At 68.5% G+C, this 17,096-nt stretch carries 18 protein-coding genes; 10 read left to right on the forward strand and 8 right to left on the reverse strand.

Annotated features, from left to right (window positions below; translation table 11 throughout):
• The first annotated feature begins 54 nt into the window (after nt 1-54).
• Nucleotides 55-813, forward strand: a complete 759-nt coding sequence (locus tag AADV74_RS01905) for a hypothetical protein (protein WP_342111272.1) — start codon at nt 55-57, stop codon at nt 811-813.
• 20 nt (nt 814-833) lie between these two features.
• Here the strand turns inward: AADV74_RS01905 and AADV74_RS01910 are convergent, their stop codons facing one another.
• The 3 genes from AADV74_RS01910 to AADV74_RS01920 are packed head-to-tail and all read right to left on the reverse strand — an operon-like array spanning nt 834 to nt 3,039.
• Entirely contained in the window at nt 834-1,568 is a 735-nt protein-coding gene (locus AADV74_RS01910; RefSeq protein WP_342111274.1) for an ABC transporter permease, read from the reverse strand.
• Nucleotides 1,565-2,374 (reverse strand): ABC transporter ATP-binding protein, encoded by an 810-nt coding sequence (locus tag AADV74_RS01915; RefSeq protein WP_425287272.1) that lies wholly within the window; start codon nt 2,372-2,374, stop codon nt 1,565-1,567. The genes AADV74_RS01910 and AADV74_RS01915 overlap by 4 nt, the downstream gene beginning before the upstream one ends.
• 11 nt (nt 2,375-2,385) lie before the next feature.
• Entirely contained in the window at nt 2,386-3,039 is a 654-nt protein-coding gene (locus AADV74_RS01920; protein ID WP_342111279.1) for a TetR/AcrR family transcriptional regulator, read from the reverse strand.
• A 125-nt stretch (nt 3,040-3,164) separates the two neighbouring features.
• Between AADV74_RS01920 and AADV74_RS01925 the strand changes: the two genes are divergently transcribed.
• A complete protein-coding gene (locus tag AADV74_RS01925) occupies nt 3,165-3,731 on the forward strand; it encodes a LemA family protein (protein WP_342111281.1) in 567 nt (188 codons plus the stop codon).
• A 22-nt stretch (nt 3,732-3,753) separates the two neighbouring features.
• Nucleotides 3,754-4,626: a M48 family metalloprotease gene (locus AADV74_RS01930; protein WP_342111283.1), complete on the forward strand. Its 873-nt coding sequence runs from the start codon at nt 3,754-3,756 to the stop codon at nt 4,624-4,626.
• A 42-nt stretch (nt 4,627-4,668) separates the two neighbouring features.
• Here the strand turns inward: AADV74_RS01930 and AADV74_RS01935 are convergent, their stop codons facing one another.
• Entirely contained in the window at nt 4,669-5,874 is a 1,206-nt protein-coding gene (locus AADV74_RS01935; RefSeq protein WP_342111285.1) for a winged helix-turn-helix domain-containing protein, read from the reverse strand.
• Between the two features lie 100 nt (nt 5,875-5,974).
• Between AADV74_RS01935 and AADV74_RS01940 the strand changes: the two genes are divergently transcribed.
• Nucleotides 5,975-7,198 (forward strand): AI-2E family transporter, encoded by a 1,224-nt coding sequence (locus tag AADV74_RS01940; RefSeq protein WP_342111287.1) that lies wholly within the window; start codon nt 5,975-5,977, stop codon nt 7,196-7,198.
• The gene (gene ilvA, locus AADV74_RS01945) at nt 7,191-8,462 is read left to right on the forward strand and encodes a threonine ammonia-lyase (RefSeq protein ID WP_342111289.1); all 1,272 of its coding nucleotides are present in this window, start codon (nt 7,191-7,193) and stop codon (nt 8,460-8,462) included. Before AADV74_RS01940 ends, ilvA begins: the two co-directional genes overlap by 8 nt.
• A 143-nt stretch (nt 8,463-8,605) precedes the next feature.
• Here ilvA and greA read toward each other — a convergent pair whose 3' ends face one another.
• Together greA and AADV74_RS01955 are read right to left on the reverse strand one after the other, a co-directional pair.
• Nucleotides 8,606-9,097, reverse strand: coding sequence for a transcription elongation factor GreA (gene greA, locus AADV74_RS01950; protein ID WP_342111291.1), 492 nt, complete (start codon nt 9,095-9,097; stop codon nt 8,606-8,608).
• Nucleotides 9,098-9,183: 86 nt separating this feature from the next.
• Complete coding sequence (locus AADV74_RS01955) at nt 9,184-9,579, reverse strand: DUF4307 domain-containing protein (RefSeq protein ID WP_342111293.1); 396 nt, start codon at nt 9,577-9,579, stop codon at nt 9,184-9,186.
• Between the two features lie 87 nt (nt 9,580-9,666).
• Here AADV74_RS01955 and AADV74_RS01960 point away from each other — a divergent pair, with 87 nt between their 5' ends.
• The gene (locus AADV74_RS01960) at nt 9,667-10,011 is read left to right on the forward strand and encodes a hypothetical protein (RefSeq protein WP_342111294.1); all 345 of its coding nucleotides are present in this window, start codon (nt 9,667-9,669) and stop codon (nt 10,009-10,011) included.
• A gap of 3 nt (nt 10,012-10,014) precedes the next feature.
• Here AADV74_RS01960 and trhA read toward each other — a convergent pair whose 3' ends face one another.
• Nucleotides 10,015-10,764 carry a PAQR family membrane homeostasis protein TrhA gene (gene trhA, locus AADV74_RS01965; protein ID WP_425287273.1) on the reverse strand — a complete coding sequence of 250 codons (750 nt, stop codon included), beginning with the start codon at nt 10,762-10,764 and terminating at the stop codon, nt 10,015-10,017.
• A gap of 136 nt (nt 10,765-10,900) precedes the next feature.
• Here trhA and AADV74_RS01970 point away from each other — a divergent pair, with 136 nt between their 5' ends.
• The 4 genes from AADV74_RS01970 to AADV74_RS01985 all read left to right on the forward strand — a co-directional run bounded on the left by AADV74_RS01970 (nt 10,901) and on the right by AADV74_RS01985 (nt 15,541).
• Nucleotides 10,901-11,686 carry an isoprenyl transferase gene (locus tag AADV74_RS01970; RefSeq protein WP_342111298.1) on the forward strand — a complete coding sequence of 262 codons (786 nt, stop codon included), beginning with the start codon at nt 10,901-10,903 and terminating at the stop codon, nt 11,684-11,686.
• Nucleotides 11,687-11,740: 54 nt separating this feature from the next.
• Entirely contained in the window at nt 11,741-12,862 is a 1,122-nt protein-coding gene (locus AADV74_RS01975; RefSeq protein ID WP_342111299.1) for an aminotransferase class V-fold PLP-dependent enzyme, read from the forward strand.
• A gap of 138 nt (nt 12,863-13,000) precedes the next feature.
• Nucleotides 13,001-14,401: an RNA 5'-3' helicase PhoH2 gene (gene phoH2 / locus AADV74_RS01980; RefSeq protein WP_425287236.1), complete on the forward strand. Its 1,401-nt coding sequence runs from the start codon at nt 13,001-13,003 to the stop codon at nt 14,399-14,401.
• A gap of 165 nt (nt 14,402-14,566) precedes the next feature.
• On the forward strand, nt 14,567-15,541 hold the full coding sequence (locus AADV74_RS01985; protein ID WP_342111303.1) for a hypothetical protein: 975 nt from the start codon (nt 14,567-14,569) through the stop codon (nt 15,539-15,541).
• 112 nt (nt 15,542-15,653) lie between these two features.
• Here AADV74_RS01985 and AADV74_RS01990 read toward each other — a convergent pair whose 3' ends face one another.
• Nucleotides 15,654-17,078: a class II fumarate hydratase gene (locus tag AADV74_RS01990; RefSeq protein ID WP_342111304.1), complete on the reverse strand. Its 1,425-nt coding sequence runs from the start codon at nt 17,076-17,078 to the stop codon at nt 15,654-15,656.
• Nucleotides 17,079-17,096: the final 18 nt, after the last annotated feature.

Here is a 17,096-nt window from a genome sequence, read left to right on the forward strand (position 1 = left end):
CTCCCGACTCCCTACAGTTGCGTGGCGACCGCGTGTCGCCCGAATGGAGACCTGATGTTCCCGAACCGCTCCGACGACTCATCGACCGAGCGCACCAGAAGCCCGTTGTTCACGGTCGTGGCGATCCTCCTCGCCACGGCCGTGCTCACGGCCGGCACGACCGCCGCCGCCGCTGCGCAGGCCGCCGAGCGCACCGAGCGCGTGGCCGAGGCCAGGACCGCCGCGATCGGCGAGGTCTCCCACCGAGTGGGCGTCGGTGCCGGCAGCGTCGATGTCTCGGCCTCCCGCCTGTCGTCGGCGCTCGACCTGGCGACGTACGAGCTCGGACTCGCCGACACGGCCCTCTCGCTCAGTGCAGGCAAGGCGACGGATGCGACGCGCGCCGCCCTTCAGGCGTCAACGGATGCCGCCAGCGAGCTGACCGCGACGTCCGACGTCGACGCTGTGCTCGCAGCGGTCTACGGCCTGCGCGAACTCGAGAAGAAGACCACCGGGGAGGTCGCTGCCTGGCAGAAGGCAGAGGACGCCCGCATCGCTGCGGAGGCCGCTGCCGCTGCCGCTGCCGCTGCCGTGGCTCAGGCTGCTGCTGATGCCGCCGCTGCCGCAGAGGCAGCTGCATCGGTGTCGTGGACCGACGAGTCCTCCTTCGACAGCTGGGCAGAGCCTGCCGCTGCCGCCGAGCCCGCCGCGCCTGCCGCCAGCACTCCGGCGCCCGCCGCGGGTGCACCGGCGAACGACGACTGCGGCCCGTGCCCCGGTGCCACCCTGGTGCCCGTCGTCTACGACGGCGTCACCTACTGGGGCTGCCCGTAGGCTGCCCGTAGGCGCCTGCCCTACGGCGTGCGGCGCCGGAGCGTGATCGAGCCGAGCACGATCGCTCCCACGATGAAGGCGCCGAGGATGGCGATCTGTCCCCAGATCCACGCTGCGCTCTCGCTGTCGGTCGCAACGGCGTTGAGGGCGTCGATCGCATGCGACAGGGGCAGCCAGTCGCTGATGGCCTCGAGTACTGGGGGCAGTTGATCTCGGGGCAGGAAGATGCCGCCCAGGAGGATCTGCGGGAACACCAGCACGGGCATGAACTGCACCACTTGGAACTCGGTGCGGGCGAACGCGCTCGCCAGCAGGCCGAGGGCCGTTCCCAGGATCGCATCGGCCAGCGCGACGGCCAGGAGCAGCCAGATGCTGCCGTCGATCGTGAGCCCGCACACCCAGACGGCGAAGGTGACGGCGATCGAGGCCTGCGCAACCGCGAGGAGGCTGAACGCCAGTGTGTACCCGAGGATGAAGTCGCCCCTGCCGAGAGGCATGGCGAGAAGGCGCTCCAGCGTTCCCGAGCGACGCTCCCGCAGGGTGGCGATGCTCGTCACCAGGAACATCACGATGAACGGGAACAGGGCGATCATCGCCGGCCCGATGGTCTGGAAGACGTCGGTGTCGACGAAGATCCACGCCAACAGGCCGATCAGGAGCGTCGGCACCACCAGCAGCAGAGCGATCGTGCGAGGGTCGTGGCGGATCTGCTGCAGCACGCGTCCTGCCGTGGCGAGGGTACGCCGCGCGTTCATCGCTCGCCCTCCGACCGGGCATGCCGACGGTGCCGGCGCCGGCCCGGGCCATGGTGCGCAGGAGGTGGAGCGGCATCCGCCCCGACGTCTCCGCGGGAGGCGATGATGGCGAGGAAGGCACCCTCGACATCGGAGGCGCCTGTCGCCCCCAGAAGCGCCTGCGGGGTGTCGTCGGCGAGCATCTCGCCGTCGCGCATGAGGAGCAGGCGGTCGCAGCGGGTGGCCTCGTCCATGACGTGGCTCGAGACGAGCAGGGTGGTGCCGGCATCCGCCAGTCTGTGGAACAGCTCCCACAGCTGCACCCGCAGAACGGGGTCGAGCCCCACTGTCGGCTCGTCGAGGACGAGCAGTTCAGGGGCCCCGAGCAGCGCGGCGGCGAGGGAGACGCGGGAGCGCTGGCCTCCCGAGAGCGTTGCGACCACTCTGTCTGCGAAGGGGGCGAGGTCGGTCTCGTCGATCACGCGGGCGATGTCGGAGCGTGGAGCCCCCAGCACGGAGCTGAAGTAGGCGATGTTCTGCGAGACGGTGAGATCGTCGTAGACGCTGGCCGACTGCGTGACGTAGCCGACACGATGGCGGAGCGGCACGCTGCCTGCTGGCTCGCCGAGCACGGTGACGGTACCGGATGACACCACCTGCACGCCCACGATTGCGCGCATGAGGGTGGTCTTCCCGCTGCCGCTCGGGCCGAGCAGACCGACGACGCCACCGCGGGCGATGCTCAGGTCGAGGCCGTGCAGAACGTCGGTGGTTCCGCGTCGAACCTGCAGATCCCGGATGTCGACGGCCGGGGCCGCGCTATTCATCATGTGATGAATTATTCGCCCGCCGACACCGCGCCGTCAAGGGGATAGCCGGTGAGATGCCATTGCACTGCCGGCCCGACCCTGGCGACCAGATCGTCGATGGGAGCGCTGGCCAGAGGCTCGAGACGCAGCACGTAGCGCGTGAGCATGATGCCCACGATCTGCGATGCCGCGAGGTTCGCCCGCAGGTCGGCGTCGGGGGCGTCGAGGGCGGCCGCGATGCGTCGGAACACCTCGCGGACGAGGAAGTCGCGCAGCAGGCTGGTGCCGTCGGATCCGACGACCGACCGGATGAGGGCGGTCCCGCGGGCCCGCACCGCCGGCTTCTCGAATTCCTCGAGCAGGAACCTCACGATGTTCACGCCGATGGCATCACGAGGCCCGGCCAGCACGGCCTTGATGGCGCGATCCGGACGCAGCGGAGCGGCGATCACCTCGGCGAAGAGGTCGGCCTTGTCGTCGAAATAGTGGTGGACGAGGGCGGCATCGACGCCCGCCCGGCGTGCCACGGCTCGCATCGAGGTGGCGTCGTAGCCGCGCGCGGCGAACTCCTTCTCGGCCGCCGCGACGATGCGACCCCGCGAGTCGCCTGCAGCACTCAGTCGAGGTCGCCCGCGACGGCGGGCACCAGCCTCGGCTGGGGGCTCTGCAGCACTCTCGCTCACGAGTGCAGAGCCTACGCCCGCAGCGTTCCTTGGAGTGTGATGGGAACGCGCTGCGAGCCGAGTATGCCCAGTTTAGGATGAAGGAGTCGCGTCCTCGCGCCAATCACGCCCAAGGAGTCCTCGCCATGGAATGGCTCATTCCCCTCATCATCGTCGTCGTCCTGATCGCCATCGTCGGCATCTACCTGTGGGCGACGTACAACTCCCTCGTCACGTTGAACGTGCGGGTGGATGAGGCCTGGAGCGACATCACGGTGCAGCTGAAGCGGCGTGCCGACCTCATCCCGAACCTCATCGAGTCGGTGAAGGGCTACGCGGCTCACGAGCGCGGCGTGTTCGAGTCGGTCACCCGTGCGCGTGCCGAGACGCTGTCGGCGCAGGGGCCCGTCGAGGCATCCGTCGCCGAGAACCACATGCAGCAGGCGCTCAAGTCGATCTTCGCGGTCGCCGAGGCGTACCCGCAGCTCCAGGCGAGCCAGAACTTCCTGCAGCTGCAGGCCGAGCTCGTCGACACCGAGGACAAGATCCAGGCCGCGCGGCGGTTCTACAACGGCGGAGTCCGCGAGCTGAACACCAAGATCAAGGTGTTCCCGAACAACATCTTCGCGAAGCGACTCGGCTTCTCCGAGCGGGACTTCTTCGAGGTCGCGGATGCCGCGGCCATCGCAGAGCCTCCGCGCGTGCAGTTCTAGTCGTCAGGAGCCCTGAGGCCCCTTGTACAGCGCTATAGCCAAGAACAAGCGCAACACCGTCTTCATCGTCATCCTGTTCATCGCGATCATCGCCGGACTCGGATTGCTGGCGGGATACGTCTACAACAGCCCGACGATCGTGGTCGTCACGATCCTCGGATCGGTCGCCTATGCGATCTTCCAGTACTTCTTCGCGGCTTCGCAGGCCGTCGCCATCTCCGGCGGCGTGCAGATCGAGAAGTCCGACAATCCGCGTCTCTGGCGCATCGTCGAGAACATCGCCATCTCCCAGGGCCTGCCGATGCCGAAGGTCTACATCGTCAACGACCCGGCCCCGAACGCCTTCGCCACCGGGCGAGACCCTCAGCACGCCGTCGTGGCGGCCACGACGGGCCTGCTCGACCTGATGGACGATCCGGAGCTCGAGGGCGTCATGGCCCACGAGATGGGCCACGTGAAGAACTACGACATCCGCGTCAGCATGATCGTCTTCGGGCTGGTCGTGGCCGTCGGCTTCATCGCCGACATGTTCCTGCGCATGGCCTTCTTCGGTCGGGGACGAGACAACAACAACCCCCTCGTGCTGGTCTTCGGACTCATCGCGATGCTGGTCGCCCCGCTCGTCGCCGGGCTCGTGCAGGCGGCGGTGTCGCGTCAGCGCGAGTACCTCGCCGACGCCACCGGCGCGCTCATCACGCGCCACCCCGAGGCCCTCGCCAGCGCTCTGGCCAAGCTCGGGGCCTATGGCCGGCCGATGCGGAAGCAGAACAGCTCGATGGCACACCTCTGGATCTCGAACCCGCTCACCGGCGGCGGCATCGCCAAGCTGTTCAGCACCCACCCACCGCTCGAGGAGCGCATCCAGCGGCTGCACAGCATCGGCGGCAAGTTCTAAGCACCGCCCGCTGAGAACCGGGCGCAGCCCCGTTCGAAGCGCTCACGGCGTGCGGAGTTCCGCCTGCAGAGCAGCACTCAGAGTTCCGCGTCCCACGACGGTGATCTCGTCGAGGCCCTGCCATGCCGTGATCTCGTGCAGCACCGCCGCGACCCGGGCGGCGATCTCGGGAACGGATGTCGCCGGCACCCCCTCCTCGAGCCAGGCCGACTGCACCCGCAGCACCTTCGCCTGCCTGTCGTTCTTCAGGTCGATGCGGCCGACGAGGGCGTCGTCGACGAGGATCGGCAGGCTGTAGTAGCCGAAGACGCGCTTCTCGGCCGGGGTGTAGATCTCGATGCGGTAGTGGAAGTCGAACATGCGCTCGGTGCGCGCCCGCTCCCATACCACGGGATCGAACGGCGAGAGCAGCGCTGCGGCCTCGATGCGACGGGGGAGCCGGGCATCGCGGTGCAGCCAGGCGGGCGAGCGCCATCCGTCGACAGCGACGGGGAGCAGTGTTCCGGCTTCCTCGAGCTCGGCGATGGCCGCGCGGGTGTCGACCCGCTTGAGGCGGTAGTAGTCGGCGAGGTCCTTCTCGGTTCCGATGCCGTGGGCGGCCGCCGCACGCTCCACCAGCTGTACGTGGGCGTCGTGCCTGGGCACGGCGCGCTCGATGACGGCTGCAGGGAGCACCTGTGCGGGGAGGGCGTACGTGCGCTCGAAGCGCGTTCGTCCGGCTGAGACCACATCGCCCTGCCTGAACAGCACCTCGAGTCCACGCTTCACGTCGGACCAGCCCCACCACGGTCCGCGACGTACGTTGGAGTCGTGCTCGATGGCGCTCGCGGCCATCGGCCCGTTGGCGGCCAGCTCGCTGGTGAGCCACTCGAGCATCTGCGGGTTCGCCGCAGCCCACGAGTCGCGCCCGGAGAAGTAGTCCCTGTACTCCTCCATGCGCCAGCGCCACGACGACCAGGTGTCGACGGGGATGACGGACGCCTCGTGCGCCCAGTACTCGACGTAGCCGCCACGACGGGGGAAGGTGAGCCTGTCGAGCAGCGCCTTGTCGTAGCCGCCGAGCCTGGCGAACACGGGCTGGTAGTGCGAGCGCTCGTAGACGTTCACCGAGTCGAGCTGGAGCAGCCCGAGCCTGTCGATCAGGCCGTTCAACTGGCGGGTGCCGACGGACGCGGGCCGCGGCCGGCCGAATCCCTGGGCGGCCAGCGCGATCCGACGGGCGAGGGCGGGGGAGACGGACTCAGGCATGATGCTGAGACGATAACAGCCGGTGCCGACACCGGCGGGGAGCATCCGTCGGCGTCGTCAACCCCGGGACCGGCGGCATCAGCGACCGTAGACTGAAACGATGAGCGAATCTTCGGGTGACCAGCGCGGATGGCGTCCGTTCGGACGTCGCAAGCCCGAGGGCGAGCCCCCGTTCAGCGTCGAGGCGTCCATCCCGAACGGCGTGAGGCTGGCCGGTGGCTGGTCATGGCGTCTGCTGCTCATCGGTGCCGTCATCGCGGTCGTCATCTTCCTCGTCATCCAGCTGCGCCTCATCGTCATCCCGCTCTTCGTCGCGGTGCTGCTCGCGGCCCTTCTGGTGCCGTTCGTGGGCTTCCTCCGGCGCCACCGCTGGCCCGCCTGGTTGGCGATCACCCTGGCGATGCTCGGGACCCTCGTGCTCGTGGCCGGCCTCCTCGTGCTCGTGGTCACCCAGATCCAGCGCGGAGCCAGCGACATCGCCTCCCACGCCCTCGACTCCTTCGACGAGCTCAAGGCCTGGCTGCTGGCGTCGCCGTTCGAGATCTCCGAGACCGACCTCAACGGCTTCCTCACCCAGGCCTGGGCGAGCATCCAGCAGGACAGCCGGGTCTACGTCACCGGCGCCCTCTCGCTCGGCTCCTCCCTCGGCCACCTCGTCGCCGGGGTCTTCCTGACCCTGTTCAGCCTGCTCTTCATCCTCATCGACGGCGGTGGCATCTGGCGCTGGATCGTCAGCCTGTTCCCGAAGCGCGCCCGCGCTGCTGTCGACGGAGCCGCCATCGCCGGCTGGACCACCCTCACGAACTTCGCCCGCGTGCAGGTGCTCGTGGCCGCCATCGACGCCGTCGGCATCGGCCTCGGCGCGTTCCTGCTCGGGGTGCCACTGGCCATCCCCATCGCCGTGCTCGTCTTCCTGGGCTCCTTCGTGCCGATCGTCGGCGCCGTCGTGACCGGAACACTGGCCGCCGTCATCGCGCTCGTCTACAACGGCCCGTGGATCGCGCTCTGGATGATCGTGGTCGTGCTCGCCGTGCAGCAACTCGAGGGCCACGTGCTGCAGCCCCTCATCGTGGGCAGCGTCGTGAAGGTGCATCCGCTCGCCGTCGTTCTCGTCGTGGCGACGGGATCACTGCTCGCCGGCATTCCCGGAGCACTGTTCGCGGTGCCGGTGGCGGCCGTCATGAACGTCATGGTGCGGTACATTTCGAGCGGGGTCTGGAAGACGAGACCCCCGGTGGAACCACCGCTGCCGCAATCGATTCTGTGGCAGACGGTTCCCCAGCCCCGCCCGGGCTATCGAAAGGACGATACGACGGATGCCTGACACCGCGAACACCCTGCCTGCACCGACCGGGGCAGCCGGCATCATCGCGGGACCGCAGCTCGCCGACTTCGAGGCGGCCCGCATCACCGTCGAGCGCGTCGTGCGCATCACCCCAGTCGAGAGCTCACGTCACATCGCCGAGGTGCTCGGCGCACCGGTGTACCTCAAGTGCGAGAACCTCCAGCGCACCGGTTCCTACAAGCTGCGCGGAGCGTTCAACAGGCTTTCGTCACTCAGCGAGGACGAACGGGGGCGCGGCGTCGTGGCGGCATCCGCAGGCAACCACGCCCAGGGTGTCGCGCTCGCGGCACGTGAGCTCGGGATCCAGGCCACCATCTTCATGCCCATCGGCGTCGCCCTGCCCAAGCTCGAGGCCACCCGTGACTACGGCGCCGACGTCGTGCTGCGCGGCAACGTGATCGGCGAGACCCTCGAGGCGGCCGCAGCCTTCGCCGTGGAGTCCGGTGCCGTGCTCATCCCGCCCTTCGACCACCCCGACGTCGTGGCCGGTCAGGGCACCCTCGGACTCGAGATCCTCGAGCAGGTTCCGGATGTCGACACCGTGATCGTGCCGATCGGCGGAGGCGGGCTCGCCTCCGGCGTCGCGAGCGCCATCAGGCAGCAGTCGCAGGCGACAGGGCGCACAGTGCGCATCGTCGGCGTCCAGGCGGCCAACGCCGCGCCCTATCCCGTCTCGCTCGCCGCGGGGGAGCCCGTGAGCATCCCGGTCGTTCCCACGATCGCCGACGGCATCGCCGTGTACAGGCCGGGTGACCTCAACTTCGAGATCATCCGCGACACCGTCGACGAGATCGTCACCGTCACCGAGGACGACGTGGCCCGCGCCATCATCGTGCTCATGGAGCGCGCGAAGCTCGTCGTCGAGCCGGCGGGAGCCGTGTCGGTGGCCGCGATCCTCTCGGGCGCCGTGAAGGCCGACGGACCCACCGTGGCGATCCTCTCGGGCGGCAACATCGACCCGCTGCTCATGCAGCGAGTGATCAGCCATGGCCTCGCGGCATCCGACCGCTATCTCACGATCTCGATCATGCTGCCCGACCGCCCGGGCCAGCTCGCCCGCACGGCCGAGCTCGTGGCGGCCGCGAACGCCAACGTCGTCGAGGTGCTGCACACGAGGCACGGTGCCGGGCGCGAGATCAGCGACGTCGAACTGCAGCTCTCGATCGAGACCAGAGGACCTGCGCACAAGGACTTCGTCGTGGAGACGCTGCGTGCTGCCGGCTACGACCCGCGCATAGTCTGACGTCCATCCGCCGCTCGGTCTCACCCCCTGAAACGCCGAACTGCCCACTTCCGCTAGTGGCAAGAGCCTCGCACTAGCGGAAGTGGGCAGTTCGATGAGGATGGGCGTGAACGCAGGCACTCACGCCGCGTCCGGGCCGAGTGCTACTGGCCGGTCCAGGTCTCGACAGCGGTGATCTTCACGGCGATCTCGCGGCCGTTCGGGGCGGTGTAGCTGGTGGAGTCGCCGACGGCGAGGCCGATGATGGCTGCGCCGAGCGGGCTCTGCTCGCTGTAGGCGTCGAGCTCGCTGCCCTCGGCGATCTCGCGGCTGCCGATGAGGAAGGTCGTCTCGTCGCCCGCGATGGTGGCCGTGATGATGGTGCCGATCTCCACGATGCCGTGGCTCTCGGGGGCCTCGCCGACCTCGGCCGTGCGGAGCAGCTCGGCGAGCTGGCGGATGCGGGCCTCCTGCTTGCCCTGCTCCTCCTTGGCCGCGTGGTAGCCGCTGTTCTCCTTGAGGTCGCCCTCTTCACGCGCAGACTGGATGCGGTCGGTGATCTCCTGGCGACCCGTGGTGCTGAGGGTCTGCAGCTCGAGGTTCAGGCGGTCGTAGACCTCCTGCGTGAGCCACGTGACGGTTGCGTCCTGGGACATGTTTCTCCTCGAGAAGGTGCGTGCTTCCTGGTGCTGCTGCGGATAAGACGACGCCCCAACGATGCCGTCGGGGCGAATGAGCCATGTTAGGTCGCCCAGCAGCTCGAAATCAAACCGGTGTTGCTCTGGCGCGACGTGCGCACCTCTTCGGTGAACGAACGGGTGTAGACGGAGGCGGCCGGGATGTCGACGACCTTCCAGCCGACGATGGAGAAGTCCTCGTTGAGCGCCTGCACCGCGCAGCTCGCCCTGGTGCCGGCCGGCATCGAGATCTCGAAGGTCACGCTCACGGTGCGCGAGTCGATGATGGAGTGCTTGGTGTCCTGCGCCTCGATGGTGGGCTTGGCGCCGTCGAGGCCGGCCCAGATCACCCACGCGGCGAAAACCACGACGAAGGCGGCGGCGACGACGCCGATGATCCAGCCGTCGCGGCGCTTGCGCGAGTGCGTACGGCCGTAGCGCGCATCGAGTTGCGTGGTCATGGAGCTCCTGGCTGTCGGGGCAGGCGCCCCGCAAAGGTTAAGCTGGTGACTCAAGGCTAACAAGAGTGAATCAAGGAGTTGTCCCGCGTGCTCGTGAGCATCACCGACCTGCTGGTACGGGCATCCGTCGTCTCATCGACGACAGCACCGACTCCCCCCGATGACGATCTCATCACTCCGGGCGTCGTCGGCTTCCTCGTCACATTCCTCGTGGCGGTCGCCACGGTCCTGCTCGTCGTCGACATGGTGCGCCGCGTGCGTCGTGTGAACTACCGCGACCAGATCCGCGAGAAGCTGCTGCTCGAGCAGGCCGAGGCCCAGATGGCGGCCGAGACTCCGGCGACGGATGCCACGACGCCGGATGCCGGTGCCGATACGACTCCGGCGGCCCCGGCCGCCGATCCGGCGACGAGCATCGACGACCAGAAGTAGCGCCTAGCCCCCTACGGAGCCGGGCAGTGGGTCGAGGACGATCAAGAGCACGGCCGTCCAATGACAGACGAACGCGAACAGCGTGCAGGTGTGGAAGATCTCGTGGAACCCGAACCTGCCGGGCCACGGGTTCGGCTTCTTGAGTGCGTAGACGATGGCGCCGCCGGTGTAGAGCAGCCCGCCGATGACCACGAGCACCATCATCGCCACGTTCGCATTCAGCAGGTCGACGATGTACATCATCGCCGCCCAGCCGAGCGCGATGTAGATGAGAACGTAGAGCCAGCGCGGCGCTCCGATCCAGAACACCCTGAACCCGATGCCGAGTAGGGCTCCCGCCCAGACCAGGGTGATGAGGAGAACGCCCTTGCTCGAGGGCAGGGCGAGGATCGCCAGGGGCGTGTACGTCCCCGCGATGAGCAGGAAGATGTTCGCGTGGTCGATGCGTTTGAGGATGACCTTGGTGCGCGGGTTCCAGTCGAAGCGGTGGTAGAGCGCGGAGTTGCCGAACAGCAACAGCGAGGTCAGCACGAAGACGGCCGACGACCACTTGGCTGCCGCGCCGTTGGCGACGGCGATGAGCACTATGCCCGAGACGAGCGCCAGCGGGAAGGTTCCGGCGTGGATCCAGCCGCGCCAGGTCGGCCTGACGTCGTCGGGATCAGCCGGAGATGCGTCGAGCAGGGGGATGTTCGGCAGCTCGGGGCCGCGGTTCTCGTCGAACGCGACGGCGGCATCCGAGGCGTCGAGCATGGCGGTGGGCTCATCGAGGTGTTCCCGCACATCCTGCGGCTCTCGGGGGTCGACGGGGCTCATGCGCCCAGCCTACGACAGCACATGCGCGCCTCCGCTGTGAGGCCTGCGCGCCTCGTGCACTACCGTTGACTCCGTGCAGAAGAGGGAAGAACCGTTGGGGCGAGGTCTCCTCTACGACCTGTACCAGCGGCGTCTGCGTCGAGGCCTGACCCCCGACACCATGCCGCGCCACGTGGCCATGATCATCGACGGCAACCGTCGCTGGGCCCGACAGCTCGGACTCGCCACGGCGGCGCACGGCCACCGCGCAGGGGCTGCGAAGATGAGCGAGTTCCTGCAGTGGTGCGATGAGCTCGGCATCAACGTCGTCACCCTCTACCTGCTCTCGAGCGACAACCTCTCGAACCGCGCCGGCGAGGAACTCGACGCCCTCGTCGAGATCATCGCCGAACTCGCCGACGACCTCTCCCGCCACGGCGACTGGCGCGTGAAGCACGTCGGGTCGACCAGCGGCCTCCCGCAGAACCTGGTCGACGCTCTCGCCGCCGCCGAGGCGCGCACGGTCGATCACGCCGGGCTGCACATCAACCTCGCCGTCGGCTACGGCGGACGCACCGAGATCACCGACGCCATGCGATCGATCGTCGCGAGCCACCACGCCGAGGGGCGCAGCCTCGAAGACCTCGCCGAGCGCCTCACGCCCGAGCTCATCGGAGAGCACCTCTACACGGTGGGCCAGCCCGACCCCGACCTGGTCATCCGCACCTCGGGCGAGCAGCGTCTCAGCGACTTCATGCTGTGGCAGGCGGCGCACAGCGAGTTCTACTTTGTCGAGGCGCTCGGCCCCGACCTGCGCGAGGTCGACTTCCTGCGCGCGCTCCGCGACTACGCCACACGGCACCGGCGCTTCGGCGCCTGAGCCGGAGCCCGACGCGGCGCCCGACTCCACCGACCCCCACGAAAGGCAGGCGCGATGACAGCGCTCGACGACTACCGCGACGGCTTCCTCGAGGAACCCGGGTACCTCGACTTCGGTCGTGTCGGCCCTCTCTCGGTCCGCGTGATCGCCGAATCGCAGGGGATGCACGACATCCTCGCCAAGGCGCGTTTCGGCTCCCTCGCGGACTTCGCAGCGCAGGAGGACAGGGCGCACGACGCCGTGGCCGCAGCGACGGGCTTCCCGGCGGAGCAGGTCGTCACGCAGCCCAACACCTCGATGGGCGTCACGCACGCCATGTTCGGCCTCACCGGCGACGTGCTGCTCTCGGCGGGGGAGTTCCCCACGCTTCCGATCTCCGCGGTGCGGGCGGCCGAGGCCCTCCACGTGGTGAGGCCGGTCTGGCTCGAGACCGACCACGGCCGCGTCACGCCGGGCCAGGTGCGCGATCAGCTCACCTCGTCGATCGAGGCCGTCGCCGTGACCCTCGTCGACTCCCGCACCGGCTACCTCGCCGATCTCGACGGCATCCGCCAGGTGATCGGCGATCGCCTGCTCATCGTCGACGCGATCCAGGGCTTCGGGGTCGTGGATGCTGCCTACGAGGTTGCGGATGTCGTGGTGTCCGGCGGCCAGAAGTGGTGCCGAGCGGGATGGGGCACCGGGTTCATGGCCCTCAGCGACCGAGCGATCGAGCGGTTGACCCCTGTGATCAGCGGCTACAGCGGAACCGGGACGGCCGAGACCTGGGACGAGGTTCCGCCGCCGGCTCCGGGCGCCCGTGCCTTCAGGGTCACGAACCCCGACAGGATCGCGCAGGGTCGCTTCGCCGCAGCCCTCGAGGAGATGAACGAGGTCGGCGCCGGCGAGATCCAGGCGGCGATCGCCGAGAACGTCACCCGCGTCATCGACCTCGCCGACGAGTTCGCCATCCCCGTGGCCTCATCGCGCAACGAGGACGAGCGGTCCGGGCTGGTCGTGCTCGAGCCGCCGATCGACCAGCTCACGTTGCTCACCGCATCGTTGTTCAACCACGGTGTCACCGCCACCACCAGGTCCAACTCGGTGCGACTCAGCGTGCACGCCGCACTGCACGAGGACACCGTCGAGATGCTGCGCGGAGCCTTCACCTCGTACTCCTCGGCCGCCATCTACTGAGCTCCTTCGGCGTGTCATGTGACAGGCCGAAGTCTTCCCGCGTGTCGTGACAGGCATCCGTCTCCACCGGACGTACGTTGCCCTCATCAGATAAGGCATCTGATCGAGTCGGCCACATAAGACGGCTCGAAACCCGCCATGTGGCCGCTCGTAATTCCGAGTGCGAAGCTCGGGGTGGGAGCGGTTGTGACCTCACTGGATATCCAGAAGTCGGTTCAGCACGGCACGGATGCCGGGACCCGAACGCTCGAGCGCACGTATGTGCTCGACACGTCGGTGCTCCTCAGCGATCCGGGTGCTCTGTTCCGCTTCGCCGAACACGCCGTCGTGCTGCCGGTCATCGTGATCGCAGAGCTTGAAGCCAAGCGACACGACCCTGAGATCGGCTTCTTCGCCCGCAAGGCGCTCCGTACCCTCGACGACCTGCGCGTCGAGCACGAGCGACTCGACTTCCCGATCCCCGTCGGTGACGACGGCGGCTCCCTCCGAGTCGAACTGAACCACTCCAACATGTCCGTGCTGCCGAACGGCCTCCAGCTGAACGACAACGACACCCGCATCCTCGCCGTGGCGCTCAACCTCGCCAACGAGGGTCTCGACGTGACCGTCGTCTCGAAGGACCTCCCTCTGCGCGTCAAGGCCGCCTCGATCGGCCTCGCCGCCGAGGAGTACCGTGCCGAGCTCGCCGTCGATTCGGGATGGACCGGCATGGCCGACGTCACCCTGGGTGCTCGCGAGATCGACGACCTCTACGAGCAGGACTACCTCGAGACGCGGATGGTCGCCGACCTGCCGATCAACACCGGCGTCGTTGTGCACTCCGACCGGGGCAGTGCCCTGGCCAGGGTCATCCGCAAGGGCGAGCTGCGGGTCGTGCGCGGCGATCGCGAGCTGTTCGGGCTGCACGGTCGCTCGGCGGAGCAGCGCCTCGCCATCGACATGCTGCTCGATCCCGAGATCGGCATCCTGTCGCTCGGCGGAAGCGCGGGAACCGGAAAGTCGGCCCTCGCCCTCTGCGCCGGCCTCGAGGCCGTGCTCGAGCGTCAGCAGCACAAGAAGATCATGGTGTTCCGACCGCTCTACGCCGTCGGAGGCCAGGAGCTCGGCTACCTGCCCGGCGATGCCGGCGAGAAGATGAACCCGTGGGGCCAGGCGGTCTTCGACACCCTCGGCTCCGTCGTCTCGGACAACGTGCTCAACGAGGTCGTCGAGCGGGGCATCCTCGAGGTGCTGCCGCTCACGCACATCCGCGGGCGCAGCCTGCACGACGCCTTCGTGATCGTCGACGAGGCGCAGTCGCTGGAGCGCAACGTGCTCCTCACGGTGCTCTCCCGCATCGGCCAGAACTCGCGGGTCGTGCTCACCCACGACGTCGCCCAGCGCGACAACCTGCGTGTCGGCCGTCACGACGGAGTCGCCTCGGTCATCGAGACCCTGAAGGGCCACCCGCTGTTCGGCCACGTCACCCTCACCCGGTCGGAGCGCAGCGCGATCGCGGCGCTCGTCACGCAGATGCTGGAGGGCAACGAGCTGGCCTGACCGGCCGCAGGACCGACCGACCCATCGCGCCTGGAGGGCGAGGATCTTCGCCGAACGCCCCCGTCGACTCTCGGACGGGGGCGTTTCGATGCGAAGTTCCTCGCCTTGCAGGATCTGCGCTGGGCAGGTGAGGCCGCCGCGACGTCGTTGTGTCAGGATGACGCCATGCGGAGCAGGGGAACAGCGGAGACCGATCTCACGAACAAGCGCACACGCTGGGGGCTCGCCCTCCTCGCGTCAGGACTGATCGTGGCCGGTGCGATCGCCGTGCTCGGTCCGAGCTTCTCGGAGCTGGTCGGCGGCGGCATCGCGGTCGCCACCCTGCTCGTCTTCGGCGTCGGACTGACGCAGCTCTGGCTGGCCGCCCGTGTCATCGGCCTGATGGCGCAGTTCGCGGTGATCGTCCTTCTGGTGGCCCTCGTCTGCCTGCTGGCTTCTCCGATGCTCACGGCCTCGGGCATTCCCGCGGTCTCGTCTGTGGCCGCCGCCGCCGCGAGCCTCACGATGGCCGGTGGATTCGCACTCCTCGTCATCGCTGCTCTTCTGGTGCTCGTCGCCTGGGCGCGTGCCGGCGCACACGACATGCTCGTCGCGATTCCCCGATCGACGGATGCCGCCCAGTCGAGCCGTCGGTCCCGACTGATCACCGCCTCCGTGATCTTCGGATCCCTACTGCTCGTCGTCGCCGTCGGCGTCGTCGTCGAACTGGTGTGGAATCCGCTCGCAATGGGGCCGGAACACACGCTCTCCGAGATCTACGGGATGCTGCCCACGGGCGAGGGGGCTGCCGGCATCGCGAGCGTGCTCACCTGGGCGGGGATCGTCGTCGTCGTGGCTGCCGGGCAACTGATCTGGGTCCTGCGCGCAGCACGTCGAGGGGCTGCATCCATTCCCCGTCGGCGGCAGGTCGTCACGGCGCTGCTCATCGCGAGCATCGCGGTGTTCCTGCTGTTCTTCTTCGCCTTCGGCCTGGGCAACGCCATCTCCGACACCGTGCCGCCGATGGTCGGGCGCTCATCGGCCGAGGGCGTGCTCTACGGGCTCATCACTCCGCTCGGCCTCATCGGCGCGCTGCTCGTCTCAGCGGGACCGTGGCCACGGAGCGAACGGCGCCGACTCGAGGCCAGCGCCGCTCACTGAGCAGAGAACCGCTCGCTGACGCCCGGACGAAGTCCGCGGTCGAAGCGCGGGGCGGCGCTTCGAGCGGTCGCTTCGCTCGGCCTTCAGCGAGCGGGAGGTCGTGGGGGTGCTCCTACTTCCGGACCGGCGGGCGGGTCATCGACAGCACATCGAGGGCGGTGTCGAGCTGCTCGACCGAGACCTCGCCGCGCTCGACGAAGCCGAGGTCGATGACCGCCTCACGCACGGTGATGCCCTGCGCGACGGAGTGCTTGGCCACCTTGGCGGCGGCCTCGTAGCCGATCACCTTGTTGAGCGGGGTGACGATCGACGGCGACATTCCCGCGAGGGCGGCGGCGCGCTCCACGTTGGCCTCGAGTCCGTCGACGGTCTTGTCGGCGAGCACGCGAGCGGCGTTGGTGAGCAGACGGATCGACTCGAGCAGAGCCGTTCCCATCACCGGGATCTGCACGTTGAGCTCGAACGCGCCCGATGCTCCGCTCCAGGCGATGGTGGCGTCGTTGCCGATCACACGGGCGGCCACCATGAGCACGGCCTCGGGAATCACGGGGTTGACCTTGCCCGGCATGATCGATGATCCGGGCTGCAGGTCGGGGATGCTGAGCTCGCCGAGGCCGGTGTTGGGGCCGGATCCCATCCAGCGGATGTCGTTCGAGATCTTCGTGAGGCTCACCGCGATCGTGCGGAGGGCTCCGGATGCGTCGACGAGGCCGTCGCGGTTGGCCTGGGCCTCGAAGTGGTCGGCCGCCTCGGTGATGGGAAGCTCGGTCTCCTGCTGCAGCAGCTCGATGACGAGCTGCGGGAAGCCGGCAGGCGTGTTGATGCCCGTGCCGACGGCCGTGCCGCCGAGCGGGACCTCGGCGACGCGGGGGAGCGCCGACTGCACGCGCTCGATGCCGAGGCGCATCTGGCGGGCGTAGCCGCCGAACTCCTGGCCGAGGGTGACGGGCGTGGCATCCATCAGGTGGGTGCGGCCGGCCTTCACGACGCCGGACCACTGCTCGGCCTTCGCCTCGAAGGCGACGGCGAGGTGGTCGAGGGCGGGGATGAGGTCGTCGATGAGAGCGCTGGTCACGGCGACGTGCACCGAGGTGGGGAACACGTCGTTCGAGGACTGCGAGGCGTTCACGTGGTCGTTCGGGTGCACGGGGCTGCCGAGGCGCGAGGTGGCGAGGTTCGCGAGCACCTCGTTCATGTTCATGTTCGATGAGGTGCCCGAACCGGTCTGGTACACGTCGACGGGGAACTCCCCGTCGTACCGACCCGTGATGACCTCGTCTGCGGCCCACGCGATGGCAGTGGCGACATCGCTGCTCAGCACGCCCAGGCGCTCGTTGGCGATGGCCGCCGACTTTTTGATGCGAGCGAGGGCGGCGATCTGAGCCGGCTCCAGCGTCGATCCGGAGATCGGAAAGTTCTCGACGGCACGCTGGGTCTGGGCGCTGTACAGGGCGTTGGCGGGAACGCGCACCTCTCCCATCGTGTCGTGCTCGATGCGGTATTCGGACTCGGCCGCGGTGCTCACGTTGTGTGTCATGCCTTTCGAGAGGAGGGG

Origin of the sequence: Leifsonia stereocauli (assembly GCF_038432415.1) — a bacterium.
In the GTDB taxonomy this organism is placed as follows: domain Bacteria; phylum Actinomycetota; class Actinomycetes; order Actinomycetales; family Microbacteriaceae; genus Orlajensenia; species Orlajensenia stereocauli.